General features: G+C 63.8%; 15 protein-coding genes. 4 read left to right on the plus strand and 11 right to left on the minus strand.

Going from position 1 to position 11,964, the window contains the following annotated elements; all coding sequences use genetic code 11:
- Nucleotides 1-72: 72 nt before the first annotated feature.
- The 3 genes from Q7T45_RS18600 to Q7T45_RS18610 all read right to left on the minus strand — a co-directional run bounded on the left by Q7T45_RS18600 (nucleotide 73) and on the right by Q7T45_RS18610 (nucleotide 2,332).
- On the minus strand, nucleotides 73-678 hold the full coding sequence (locus Q7T45_RS18600; RefSeq protein WP_304872544.1) for a pyridoxamine 5'-phosphate oxidase family protein: 606 nt from the start codon (nucleotides 676-678) through the stop codon (nucleotides 73-75).
- A 79-nt stretch (nucleotides 679-757) separates the two neighbouring features.
- Nucleotides 758-1,822 (minus strand): alpha/beta fold hydrolase, encoded by a 1,065-nt coding sequence (locus Q7T45_RS18605; protein WP_304872545.1) that lies wholly within the window; start codon nucleotides 1,820-1,822, stop codon nucleotides 758-760.
- A 264-nt stretch (nucleotides 1,823-2,086) separates the two neighbouring features.
- Nucleotides 2,087-2,332 (minus strand): DUF2188 domain-containing protein, encoded by a 246-nt coding sequence (locus tag Q7T45_RS18610; protein ID WP_304872547.1) that lies wholly within the window; start codon nucleotides 2,330-2,332, stop codon nucleotides 2,087-2,089.
- A 161-nt stretch (nucleotides 2,333-2,493) separates the two neighbouring features.
- Between Q7T45_RS18610 and Q7T45_RS18615 the strand changes: the two genes are divergently transcribed.
- On the plus strand, nucleotides 2,494-2,760 hold the full coding sequence (locus Q7T45_RS18615; RefSeq protein WP_304872548.1) for a DUF2277 domain-containing protein: 267 nt from the start codon (nucleotides 2,494-2,496) through the stop codon (nucleotides 2,758-2,760).
- Between the two features lie 41 nt (nucleotides 2,761-2,801).
- Here the strand turns inward: Q7T45_RS18615 and Q7T45_RS18620 are convergent, their stop codons facing one another.
- A complete protein-coding gene (locus tag Q7T45_RS18620) occupies nucleotides 2,802-3,008 on the minus strand; it encodes a hypothetical protein (protein WP_304872549.1) in 207 nt (68 codons plus the stop codon).
- A 224-nt stretch (nucleotides 3,009-3,232) separates the two neighbouring features.
- Here Q7T45_RS18620 and Q7T45_RS18625 point away from each other — a divergent pair, with 224 nt between their 5' ends.
- Entirely contained in the window at nucleotides 3,233-3,448 is a 216-nt protein-coding gene (locus Q7T45_RS18625; RefSeq protein WP_304872551.1) for a hypothetical protein, read from the plus strand.
- Nucleotides 3,449-3,496: 48 nt separating this feature from the next.
- Here the strand turns inward: Q7T45_RS18625 and Q7T45_RS18630 are convergent, their stop codons facing one another.
- The 4 genes from Q7T45_RS18630 to Q7T45_RS18645 all read right to left on the minus strand — a co-directional run bounded on the left by Q7T45_RS18630 (nucleotide 3,497) and on the right by Q7T45_RS18645 (nucleotide 6,700).
- On the minus strand, nucleotides 3,497-4,036 hold the full coding sequence (locus tag Q7T45_RS18630) for a collagen-like protein (protein ID WP_304872553.1): 540 nt from the start codon (nucleotides 4,034-4,036) through the stop codon (nucleotides 3,497-3,499).
- A gap of 120 nt (nucleotides 4,037-4,156) precedes the next feature.
- The gene (locus Q7T45_RS18635) at nucleotides 4,157-5,329 is read right to left on the minus strand and encodes a cytochrome P450 (RefSeq protein ID WP_304872555.1); all 1,173 of its coding nucleotides are present in this window, start codon (nucleotides 5,327-5,329) and stop codon (nucleotides 4,157-4,159) included.
- Nucleotides 5,330-5,407: 78 nt separating this feature from the next.
- Nucleotides 5,408-5,671 (minus strand): helix-turn-helix domain-containing protein, encoded by a 264-nt coding sequence (locus tag Q7T45_RS18640; RefSeq protein ID WP_304872556.1) that lies wholly within the window; start codon nucleotides 5,669-5,671, stop codon nucleotides 5,408-5,410.
- A 261-nt stretch (nucleotides 5,672-5,932) separates the two neighbouring features.
- Nucleotides 5,933-6,700, minus strand: a complete 768-nt coding sequence (locus Q7T45_RS18645) for an SDR family NAD(P)-dependent oxidoreductase (protein ID WP_304872558.1) — start codon at nucleotides 6,698-6,700, stop codon at nucleotides 5,933-5,935.
- Between the two features lie 115 nt (nucleotides 6,701-6,815).
- On the opposite strand from Q7T45_RS18645, the gene Q7T45_RS18650 reads away from it, so the two are divergent.
- Both Q7T45_RS18650 and Q7T45_RS18655 read left to right on the plus strand, forming a co-directional pair.
- The gene (locus Q7T45_RS18650; protein ID WP_304872559.1) at nucleotides 6,816-7,304 is read left to right on the plus strand and encodes a hypothetical protein; all 489 of its coding nucleotides are present in this window, start codon (nucleotides 6,816-6,818) and stop codon (nucleotides 7,302-7,304) included.
- A 376-nt stretch (nucleotides 7,305-7,680) separates the two neighbouring features.
- Nucleotides 7,681-8,118 (plus strand): hypothetical protein, encoded by a 438-nt coding sequence (locus Q7T45_RS18655; RefSeq protein ID WP_304872561.1) that lies wholly within the window; start codon nucleotides 7,681-7,683, stop codon nucleotides 8,116-8,118.
- An 859-nt stretch (nucleotides 8,119-8,977) separates the two neighbouring features.
- On the opposite strand, the gene Q7T45_RS18660 is transcribed toward Q7T45_RS18655, so the two are convergent.
- The 3 genes from Q7T45_RS18660 to thiC all read right to left on the minus strand — a co-directional run.
- Nucleotides 8,978-9,481 (minus strand): mismatch-specific DNA-glycosylase, encoded by a 504-nt coding sequence (locus Q7T45_RS18660; RefSeq protein ID WP_304872563.1) that lies wholly within the window; start codon nucleotides 9,479-9,481, stop codon nucleotides 8,978-8,980.
- Between the two features lie 94 nt (nucleotides 9,482-9,575).
- Complete coding sequence (locus Q7T45_RS18665) at nucleotides 9,576-10,433, minus strand: FRG domain-containing protein (RefSeq protein WP_304872565.1); 858 nt, start codon at nucleotides 10,431-10,433, stop codon at nucleotides 9,576-9,578.
- Between the two features lie 286 nt (nucleotides 10,434-10,719).
- Nucleotides 10,720-11,964 (minus strand): phosphomethylpyrimidine synthase ThiC (gene thiC / locus Q7T45_RS18670; protein WP_304872567.1); only part of this gene is annotated, 1,245 nt, incomplete at its 5' end.

Here is an 11,964-nt window from a genome sequence, read left to right on the forward strand (position 1 = left end):
GCCGCTCATTTCATTCGCGTCGACCCACCCCCTTCAGGGGAGGGTGAAGAATAGCTCGACCGAACAAGTCTCCTACAGCTGCTCCCTGTAACGCGCCTCGACCATGGCCTGGCTTTCGGGCTCGCCGAGGCTGGTCTGGTCGTGGATCACCTCGGCGATGCTCGGAAGCACCGCGCGTTCGACCCGGCTCTCCTGCGACCACAGTTTCGAGCGCATCAGGGCCTTGCCGCAATGGAAATAGGCCTCGGACACGCTGACAACGAGCGCCGCGCGCGGAAGCTTGCCGAACTCCACCATCGAGGCCAGCAGATCCGGATCCGCCGAGAGCTTGCCCCTGCCGCCGGCGCGCAGCGTCTCGTCGATGCCGGGCACGAAGAAGATCAGCTGCACGAAGCCCGAGCCCTCGACGATGTTGCGAAAGCTGTCGATGCGGTTGTTGCCGGAGCGATCCGGCATCACCAGCTGGTTCGGCCCGGCGACGTGGACAAAGCCGGGATTGCCGCCGCGCGGCGAGGCATCGACGCTGCCGTCGGAGCCGGAGGTGGCGAGCACGCAGAACGGCGACATCGCGATGAATTTCTTTGCATGCGCGTCGATCCCGGGGCGCGCCTTGGCGATCACGCGGGGCGAAGGGGCGGGATAGATCGTCTCGAGGTCGCTGGCGGCAAAGTCGGTCAAGGGCTCACTCCGTTGCGAATGCCGGGCGAAACTATCACCGGGTGACGGCTTCGCAAAGCCGACGTCCAATGCGCGTCCCTCACATCGTCCGTCGCGGCGCCGTCTGCAGCAGTTCCTGCAACTGCTTCGCGTAGAACTTCGCATTGCCGGTGGTGAGATGGCCGCGTGTCTCGGTGGAGGCCGGGATCAGATAAAGCTTGCCGTTCCTGATGCGCTTCATCGCGGCTTCGGTGACGCCGGTTTCCGGCGGATTTCGCTCGTCGTCGGCGGCGTTGATCAGGAGCAGTGTGGCCTCGATCTTTTCCAGTCCCGCGGAAGGGTTGTAATCCCGCGAGGACGCCCATGCGTAGACGAAGTCGTTGGCGTCCGCCGTCACGGCCGCGGCCAGCCGGTCGTCGACCATCTTGTCGGCTTTCGCAGCGGTCGGCGCCAGCATCTGGTAGGCCAGCGTGCCGCCGGCCGAGGCGATGCCGTAGGCGTGGATGGCGTATTTCATCATGCGCGGCTGCGCGGTGTAATTGCCGCCATTGTAATCGGGATCGTTGCGGATGGTCTCCAGCATGATCCGGCGCAGCATCCAGTTGCGCGCGGCCATCTCGGTCGGCTGCGACGCCATCGGCACCACCACGTCCATCGCCCCAGGATATTTCACGCCCCAGATCCACGCATGCATGCCGCCCATCGAATTGCCGATCACCATGCGCAGCTGCTTGATGCCGAGGCCTTCGCTGACCAGGCGGTAGTGGGCGTCCACCATGTCTTCGTAATTGTATTTCGGGAAAGCCGTCTTCATGCCGTCGGACGGTTTTGAGGATTTGCCGTGGCCGATGCTGTCGGGGATGATGATGTAGTATTTCGTGGCATCCAGTGGCTGGCCGGCGCCGAACAGCTCGCCGGCGAAGCCCGGCGTTAGCATGTTGACGGCGGAGCCGCCGGTGCCGTGCAGCACCAGCACCGGCTGCCCCGAGGGCTCGCCGACCGTGGTGTAATGCAGCCGCAACTCCGGCATGGTGTCGCCGGTGTGGAATTTGAAATCCTTCGCGATCCAGCTGCCCTGCTTCGGCGCCGGATAATCCGCGGCCATGGCCGAGAACGAGGTCAGCGCGAGGGCGGCCGAAAGCGCCGCGGACGAAATGAATTTCATGATGCTCACTCCCAATGCAGCCGTTTCGCCGGGCCGCTTGGGAGTGAGCCTAGCACGGCGGCTATTTCGTCGTCACCAGATCGCCGGGTCGGTCGGGCGATCATAGGAGTCGGCGATACAGTGTACTATCCATCATCCTGTCGTTCCTACGAAAGCAGGGACCCATAGCCACCGGCGCCCTTGGTTGTGACAGGCCGTCGAACAACATCCTGGACCGACAGATCACGCGATATGGGTCCCTGCTTTCGCAGGGACGACGGGTTGCTACCGCTTGTCCTCGACGTCGGTGTCGGGACGGTCGCTGCCCTCAGCGGTCTCGGTGTGCCACTTGCCATCGGCGGTCTCATACTCGATCGCCTCGGTGCGTCCGGGCACGCGCTGCTCGGCGGCGGCGCGCTTGGCGGCGGCGAGCGCCACGGCATGGCTGGGAAAGGGTTCCGAAAACACGCCATTGACGGTGTAGGCCCAGCCGCCGTCGTGCTCGACGATCTTGTAGGTGATGTGGCTCATGTGGAACTCGCTTGTTGGCTGGCGCGCGGCGCGGTGGCAGGGGTGATTGCGCCGCCCATTCTATGACAAAATGCGGTCGCGATGTAGGTATTGCTCCTGGTTATTCGTCCTCGGTTCGAGAAGCGGGCGCCGACTTGGGCAGCCAGGCAGGGAGAAGACAAATGTGCCGCAACATCAAGACGCTGTTCAATTTCGAACCGCCCGCGACCGGGGACGAAATTCACGCCTCCGCGCTGCAGTTCGTGCGCAAACTGTCCGGCTTCAACAAGCCGTCGCAGGCCAATGCCGAGGCGTTCGACCGCGCGGTCGCGGAAGTAACCGATTCGGCTCGCCGGTTGCTGGCCTCGCTGCACACCCATGCGCCGGCCCGCGACCGCGAGACCGAGGCGGAGAAGGCGAGGGAGCGGTCACGGCTGCGGTTCGGCTAAGGGGCGTTGGGGCACGCGCCACCTGTTCGCGGCCAAGGTTCTCAGCGGACGGCGAGCTGGGTATTCAAGGCGATCGCGGCGGGCTGGCCGGCCTTGATGACGCGGACATGTTCGGCCTGAGCCAGAGCGTTGCGGCTACCGGAATGCGCGGCGATGCTGATACCGGCGATGGCGATCGCGGCGATCAGTCCAAGGGCCAAAATCTTCAAATGCGTGGTTCTGTCGACGCTGTAAAATGAATGGTTCATCCTGGGTCTCCACCGCCGCCCGATGCAGAACTACCCGTTGATGCTGCATAATCACGCGCGCCGCCGGCCGCTATTTCGGTCGATACCTTAAGGCGAGTTCCCTAGGTAGTTTGCCGGAGGCGCGAGAGAGCTTCGGGTACCCCGTCTTGCGTGACGCGCCTCACGGTACGGCGCGGCGGCGGCGTGCAGGATGGCTGGCGTCAATCAGCCGTCGGAGCAGCGCCATGAATCCCATCACCCGATTGAAACTCGGTTCCATCCTGTTCACCGTGTTGTGGACCGGTGGTATGTTGTGGTGGAGCGGAGCGTTTGAGCCCGCCAACATCATCATCCTGTCGGTCTGCGGCGCCCTTGCCGGCTATTTCTGGTACCGGGCGATGCGCTGGCAGTTCCAGCTGATGGGGATGTTGCCGCGCAACGACACTGTCGAAATGCAGTGAGGTAGCGAAGGTTGGGCAAAGGCACGCCTACTCTTTGTCGGCCCGCCGTTACTTCTTGTCCTTGTGCTTGTGCCGCTTCTTCTTGTCCTTGCGATGTTCGTCATCGCCGTCATCGTCGCCGGACTCATCGCCCTGTTCGGCCGCCGCAAGCGCTGCGCGTTCGGCAGCCTCGCGTTCGGCGGCTTCGCGCTCGCGCGTCTTCTTGTAGTCTTCATAGGCGTCGAACAGCAGGTGCAGCCACGGCATCACCTGTTCGATGGACGGCAGTTGTCCCGGCGGTCCGGCTTCGCCGCGCGGACCCGGCTCGCCCTGAGGGCCGGGCTTGCCCTGCGCGCCGGCCTCGCCACGCGGGCCTTGCGCACCGGGCTCGCCCTGCGGCCCGGCCTCGCCTTGCGATCCAGGCTTGCCCTGTGGGCCGGCCTCGCCACGCGGGCCCTGCGGCCCGGGCTTGCCTTGCGGGCCCGGCTTGCCGCGCGGGCCTTCAAGTCCGGGACGTCCGGGATGCCCTTGCGGGCCGGGACGCCCCGGCTCGCCGCGCGGGCCCTGCGGCCCCTGTTTGCCTTGCCGGATAACGCTATCGTCCGCCACTTGCGTGCTCCCGAGCTGATTCCGAGGCACTTTCTAACAGACGTTTGATGACAGCATCAATTGCGCCGATGGCGCGGGTGGATCTGATCAACATCAATCGCGCGGCGTTTCGGGTGCGCGTCAGCCCGCGTTCCACAGAACCGGCAGATTGAGCAGCCCGCGAAACGCCCAGCCGCCGATCCGCACCGGCTCGCGTTCGTCGAGCCGCAAGCCCTTCAATCGTGCAAACACGCTTGGCAGTGCCACGTCGGCGACCATCGCGCGCGAGGCGAAGGCGCCGGCGCAGTAATGCGGGCCGGCGCCGAAGGCGATGCTCTTCTGGGTACTGCGGGTGACGTCGAAGCGGTCGGGATCGGCGAAGCAGGCTTCGTCGCGATTGGCGGAACCGAACATGAAGAACACGCGGTCCTCCGGCTCGAAATCGACGCCGCCATAGGACCACGGTTTGGCGACGCGGCGCGGCGACATCCCGATCGGCGCGATCCAGCGGGCGTACTCCTCGAACACGTCGAGCCATTTGGCCTTGCCGGAGCCTACCAGCGCCAGCTGCTCCGGATGCGTCAGCAGCGCCCAGACCGTGCCGGCGATGGCGTCGCGCGGTTCGTTCTGTCCGCCCGAGATCGCCAGCTTGATGTTGGCGCGGATGCTGTCGATCGGCATGCCCGCGGCCAAGAGCACGCTGAGGATCGAGGTGTTGGGATGCTTTGTCACGACCGGAATCATGTCGTCGATCGCGGCGTCGATCCCGGCGGTGGCCGCATGGCAGCGCGCCTCCACTTCCTTGTTGCCCGAGTAATTAGCGATGCCGTCGATCATGGCCTGCGACCACGCGTCCATGTCCGCGAAGCGCATGTTGGTCAGCCCGGTGACGTCCTTCAGGCATTCGGCTGACAGCGGCAGCGCGAACGCCTTGCAGAGATCGGCGCGGCCTGCCGGCGCCAGCTCGTCGAGGATGCGGTCGGCATGGGCCTGAAACTGCCGGCTCCAGGTGTCGCGCACAGTGCGCGGCGACACCGAGGGAAACAGCGCCGCGCGCTCGGCCATGTGCGCCTCGCCGTCCTTGCGCATCATGTTGTGGCCCATCAGCGTGTTCATCAGCCCGGCCGGCTGGTGCGAGGAGAACACATCGATGCGCTTCTCCTGGGTGAAGATGTCGTCGCGCCGGGTGAACACGGTCGAGCCGAGCTGCGGCACGAACGCGATCGGCGCGTCTTTCCGCATCTTCGCCAGTGTCGGGTAAGGGTCGGCCCAGAAGCTGGCGACGTCGATTTGGAAATGCGGGGCGTTGGACATGGGCGCGCGATCCGGGGAGGGGCTGGCCTGCAGCGTGGCCAAGCCGGGCCGCACTGTCAAATCCGTTTCTCGCGCGCGCTACTCGTGATGCACGGGGACGTCGATGCCGTCGGCGGTATATTGCCGGATCTTGTTGCGCAGGGTGCGCACCGATACTCCGAGCACGCGCGCGGCACGGGTGCGATTGCCGCCGCAGCGCCCCAGCGTCTGCAGCACCAGCTCGCGCTCGACCTCGCCGACGGTGGCGCCGATCAGCAACGGCACGATTTCATTGGGAGCCAGCGAAGGCGCCGGAACCGGCGGCGCGGGGACTTGCGACGGGACTTCAGACTCGCGGATCATTGACACCTCCCGATCAACGCTCGCTCCAGGACACGGAGCGGAAACATCGAGAACGAAACGACCCCAGCGAGCCCAAGGTGGGGTGATTTGGTTAACGAAATCCTAACGGCTGACGGAACCGGTGCGACCGGCCGTCATCATCCGCGCATGCGGATGATCCAGTTCGCCGCGGCCTCTCCGCCAAGCCGTCAGCGTCTCTGGAATACTGGGTCGTCCGGTCAAGCCGGACGACGACGGGGTGAATGTTGCGCGCGCCTCGCCTCAAATCGTCCGGTAGCCGCCGTCCACCATCACGATCGAGCCGCTGACATAGGCCGACAGGTCCGAGGCGAGGAAGATCGCGGGGCCGACGATGTCCTCCGGCTTGCCGGCGCGGCCGAGCGGGGTGTGGTCCATGAAAACCCTGATCAGATCCGGATTGGTCGCGCGCACCTTCTCGTTCAGCGGGGTTTCGATGAAGCCGGGGCCGATTGCATTGGCGCGCACGCCGTCCTTGCCGAGTTCGGCGGCGAGCGCCTTGGTGAAGCCGAGCACGCCGTGCTTGGAGGCGGTGTAGGCCGGCGAACTCGGCGTGCGCAGATGCACGAAGGACTGGATCGAGCCGATGTTGACGATGCGTCCTTTGGCGGCGCGCAACGGCGCCAGGAATGCATAGGTCACATTGAACACGCCGGTGAGGTTGATCGCGATGATGTCTTCCCAGTCGCTGATCACGGCCTCGGGCGCGCCCAGCATGCCGTTGCGCCGCGCGATGCCGGCATTGTTGACCAGGATCGAGACTTTTCCGATCGTGTCGGCGATCTTTTTCGCGACCGCGACGCAGTCGTCGCGTTTGGTCACGTCGAGCGCAAAGCTCTCGGCCTTGCCGCCCGCGCTGCGGATCTCCTGCGCCGCCTCGGCCGCCGCTTTCTCGTTCATGTCGAGCAGCACCACCCGCGCGCCCTCTTTGGCGTAGCCTGCCGCGATCGCGCGTCCGATTCCGGAAGCGGCACCTGTGACGACCGCGATGTGGTTTTCGAGAAGGGGCATGGGGTTTCCTCGGTGTTTTTGGTTTTCTGAATGGATACAAACTAATTCAAATTGACGACTGCGGAAACGGAAAGCTTTACCGGTGCATTGTATCCATTCGCTCCGGTGTCGCACCATGGATAGCAAGTCAGGCGAATGGCAACTCGAACTCGAACGGATCTGGCAGGCGGCTGCGCCTGACTGGCGCGAAGCCGCGCGCCTCACTGAGGTAATGGCGCGGACCGGCGCCGAGGCGCTGCTGCGGCAGGCGGCCGCCCAGGCGCTGCCGATCCTGCGTCACGCCGCGGTGGCACCCGCCGACCCCGCCATCACCGACGCGGCGCGGCGCCGCCTCGGCATCATCCGCGAGGCCCTGCATACGCTCACCACGCCAAAATTCGGCCGGCGCGACATCCCGGTGAAGGCGCTGGCGCCGGACGAGCGGCACCGGCAGCTGCTGGGCCTGCCGCTCGACTGCCGGCTGTCCGCGCCGGAAATCCACCGCGCCTGGAAGCGCGCCGCCAAATCCGCGCATCCCGATGCCGGCGGCAGCGCGCAGGCGTTCTTGGCGCTGTCGGCGGCGCGCGAGGCGCTGATCGCGGAAGTGAGATTCCGTAGAGCGTAGCGAGGGTAGGGTGGGCAAAGGCGCGCTCTTCGCGCCGTGCCCACCAACCTTCATCCGCGCACGTGATGGTGGGCACGGCGCAAGGGCGCCTTTGCCCACCCTACGAATCCTGGGAAAGGCAATGGGCACGGCGCCATCAGGCGCGCGTGCCCATCTTCTCCGCCGATCGAACGGTTTTTATGGCGAACCGCGCGAGGCTGACGCGACCCGGATACTGAATGAGTGTTCCGGCCCCGCATCAGGTTCAAAGCGGCGGTCATGGAACCCGCCATCGGCGCCGTGCCGTTAGCCGATCCCGGCCGCGCTTGCTACTGTTGCCGCAATGATTCGATTGCTCCGCACGCCTGCCTGCAAAATCCCAGAGGGAACCCGATCCATGCACATCTCATCCGCCCTTCGCGTCGCGTTGCTCGCACTGACGGCTTTCGCCGGCACCGCCCTGTCCTCCGCTCGCGCCGACGAGGGCAGCGTGCAGCTGACGATCTACAAGGCGGGCTGGGTGATCGGCGGCTCCGGCGGCGGCGGCACGCTGAATTTTCGCGGACGCAACTACGCGCTGTCCGCCGGCGGCCTCGACTACGGCCTGGTGTTCGGCGGCTCCAAGACCGTGCTGCGCGGCCGCGTCAGCAACATCAACCGCCCCTCCGACGTCGCCGGCGTCTATGGCGCGGCCGGCGCCGGCCTCGCCGTCGGCCGCGGCGCCCGCGCCATCGTGCTGACCAACCAGAAGGGCGCGGTGCTGGAACTGTCGGGCCGCCAGGTCGGCCTGATGGCGAATGTCGATCTCAGCGGGCTCGCGATCACGCTGAAGTAGGGCGCGCTGCGCTGTGCGCAATGCTCTCTCGGTGTCGTCCCTGCGAACGCAGGGACCCATAGCCACCGGAAAGAGTTTGGCGAAGAGTGCGTCATCCATCTCGTTCGAACGAGAGCACAACGCGGTATGGGTCCCGGATCGGCGTTCGCTGGCGCTCACTTGTCCGGGACGACGTGGATGTGAGTTTCAGATTCAACTGTCAAACAGCATGAGGACACACCTCCGCGATCTCGCGGCGCGATGCGCCCGAGCTTTGCGTCGATTGCCACCCTCGAAAAACAAGAGGGCGCAGGGAAAGCCGGATGCGCGCTGCACCCGCGGTCTCGTGTGCAAATTCGCACAAAACAAACGCACACGAGCATACAGGGCAGCGGAGGCAATCCGGCTTTCCCTGCGCGATGCCTTACGGATTATACCGTGCTCTCCCCGGTGACCGGGCTTTCTTGCCACCGTCACCCGCGCGCCTGAGCGCGAGCTTGACACCAGCGTCGGGGTGCCAGGACCACACGGTTTTTCCGTACGCAACGACGGCATTCGTCATTCGCCGCCACCGCGTCACCGCATCCCACCGCGCGTTCGTGACGATCGCGACCCGCCCCTCTCATCGGGTGAGACGGGCGAGTCTCTAAAGGTGATTTGCCCGACGTGTTAAGCGGAATATTTTTGATTCCGGGGCTTGACTTTCATTTCCGATAATCGGAAGTGATTTGCCCGTCGGGTTGTTTTGTCGCAGGCCTGGTCGCAGTTCGTAGGATGGGTTGAGCGGCCGCGTGCGCCGAAGCTCAACCGGGCAAAGGTGCAAGCGAAACCCATCGAGACAATGCGGCATGCGATGGGTTTCGCAAGGGCTCAACCCATCCTACGAATCCCTGACCCAATCCGCCAGTTCCTGCCATGGCTGCACCGACCAATGGCCCGAAGCCGCGCCGGACGGCGAAGCCAGCACGAACACGACAGGAAAATCGCCCTCGGCCGGCTGCCGGCCCAGCGCAACCGCCTTCGTCGGTCGGCAAAAGAAAAGGCTCGCGGCCTTCTTGCTGGTGAAGGCGATGGTGTCCGGCCGGTAGCGCAGCATCTTGTCCCGGAAGGCCTGGATATCGACGGGGAATTTGAGGGCCTGATGGTCCATTCCCGCGCCAAGCTTGCAGACGTCGGTGAAGCCGATGCCGAGCTTCAACAGCGAGGGAAATTCATGCGGCTCATAGCGGCGCGGCGTGATGCCGACCTCGTGGATGGTGCGCCAGAAGCGATTGCCGGGACCGGCGTAGTAGTGGCCGAGGTCGGCGGAGCGCTGGCCGGCGGCGGTGCCGACGAAGACAAGGCTGAGGTGCGGCTGGAGCTGGTCGGGAAGCTTTTCCGTCATGGGGCTTAACCGCAAGCTGCGGGCTGTCGAATAAACATTCACCCGCCCTATCGGCGGGTCGCTAAACACCTGACACGAAAAACCCGCCCTACGATTACTCGGTTGGCTTGTTGTTGATTGGCTTAGGGTTCTGTCTAGACTTCCTAGTGCGCTTCTTTTCGCTCCGAGCAGTATTGGCGCTGTTGAGCATGAATTCTTCCGTGATTTGCAAGGCAACTGAAGCAAGGCCAGGAAACAGTGAGCCCTCGGAAATGCCTAGCTTGGCCAGATCGTTCCGTATGTTGGTCTTGTGTCGAACTGACACGTACCAGTATCTTAAGTCCGACTCCTGGCGACCTCCTCTGTCGTACAATGGTGGTTCGGCAGTAAAGATGGACTGCTGCACGATGACTCTTTGATCGAGATGAGGCGGCCTAACCAGTTCTACCTGATCCAACGTGAACGGATCGTTCGTTGACGAAAGATCGATTGCTTTTACGCCATGATGATAAGCGTAGATAATCCCATCATTGACCATTTCATTTCGATCTCGAACCGCGAAAAAGAGCGCGACAAGTGGATTCTCGGTCCAGTCCAGCAGCCGCGTAGGGAGACCAAAGTGTTGGGCCAAGACCAGCCACTCCCAGTCGGATGACGGAGGCAATGGTAAGAAGGTTCGTGCCCTTCGCTTGAACTCGTCTAGGAGCCAGCGTTCCCCTTCAATTGGTACTTTGGCACTGGAGGCGGCCTTGGCCGAAAGGCGATGTGCGCTAGCCTTGAGGCTCCAGAATGCTGAGCTGTGCCCCCGAAAAATCCACTCATTCTGGCCAGAGACCTTTTTGATTGCCTCAAGCAAATCTGCGACCGAGCGAATAACGACGATCTCTCGCCGTTTTCCTAAAGACGCAAAATAGTTCAAATCGCCCTGCTTCAGAAACGCCTGATCGCCGTACGAAAACTTCGTCGCCTTCAACGATTCGCCAAGCTATGCCGAGTTCGTGAACGTCCTCAGGTTGAACATAAAATGGGGCAATCGGTACTCCCGCCCCGTCCTTTGCGCGATACCGAGAGACCCACTTATCATCGAGTTCCGTTATTAGCTTGGCTTCGCAGTCATTAGGATTGAAGCCAGTTCCTCCCTCTTCAAACTTCTCTGCTGCGCGCTTGGAACGCGCAGCAACGAAACAGTTTTCCTCAGCGGAGGGTGTCTCGACCCAGTAGAGTTTGAAGGATCGCATCGTGCTGTTACTGGCCAACCTCTACAACACCCGATTACTCTCCTTCACCTTCTCCGCATCCAGATAAACCTGCCCGCCCATTTCCTTGAATTTTGCGGACATCGTCGCCATGCCATCCTCGATCACGCCCGACATCGTCATGCCGACATTGCCGCCGGCCACCGCGCGCTTGTCGGGGTCGTTCAGTGTGGCGGCGTAGTCGCGGACGTCCTGCGTGATTTTCATCGAGCAGAACTTTGGCCCGCACATCGAGCAGAAATGGGCGACCTTGTGGGCGTCCTTGGGCAGCGTTTCGTCGTGATAGGCGCGGGCGGTTTCGGGGTCGAGGCCGAGGTTGAACTGGTCTTCCCAGCGGAAGTCGAAGCGGGCGCGGGAGAGGGCATCGTCGCGCAGTTGCGCGGCGGGGTGGCCCTTGCCGAGATCGGAGGCGTGGGCGGCGATCTTGTAGGTGATGACGCCGACCTTGACGTCGTCGCGGTTGGGCAGGCCGAGATGCTCCTTCGGCGTGACGTAGCACAGCATGGCGCAGCCGAACCAGCCGATCATGGCGGCGCCGATGCCTGACGTAATGTGGTCGTAGCCGGGGGCGATGTCGGTGGTCAAAGGCCCGAGGGTGTAGAACGGCGCCTCGCCGCATTCCTTGAGCTGCTTGTCCATGTTGATCTTGATCTTGTGCAGCGGCACGTGGCCGGGGCCCTCGATCATGACCTGGCAGCCCTTCTTCCAGGCGATCTGCGTCAGTTCGCCGAGCGTCTCCAGTTCGGCGAACTGGGCGCGGTCGTTGGCGTCGGCGATCGAGCCGGGCCGCAGGCCGTCGCCGAGCGAGAACGAGACGTCGTATTTGCGCATCAGGTCGCAGATTTCCTCGAAGTGGGTGTAGAGGAAGCTTTCCTTGTGATGCGCCAGGCACCACTTCGCCATGATCGAGCCGCCGCGCGACACGATGCCGGTGACGCGGTTGGCGGTGAGGTGGATGTAGGGCAGCCGCACGCCGGCATGGATGGTGAAATAATCGACGCCCTGTTCGCACTGCTCGATCAGCGTGTCCTTGTAGAGCTCCCAGGTCAGTTTGACCGGATCGCCGTCGCACTTTTCCAGCGCCTGGTAGATCGGCACGGTGCCGATCGGCACCGGCGAGTTGCGCAGGATCCATTCGCGGGTGGTGTGGATGTTGCGTCCGGTGGACAGGTCCATCACGGTGTCCGCACCCCAGCGGATCGACCAGGTCATTTTTTCGACTTCTTCGCCAATCGATGAAGTGACGGC

Source organism: Bradyrhizobium sp., assembly GCF_030646015.1.
Taxonomy (GTDB): Bacteria; Pseudomonadota; Alphaproteobacteria; order Rhizobiales; family Xanthobacteraceae; genus Bradyrhizobium.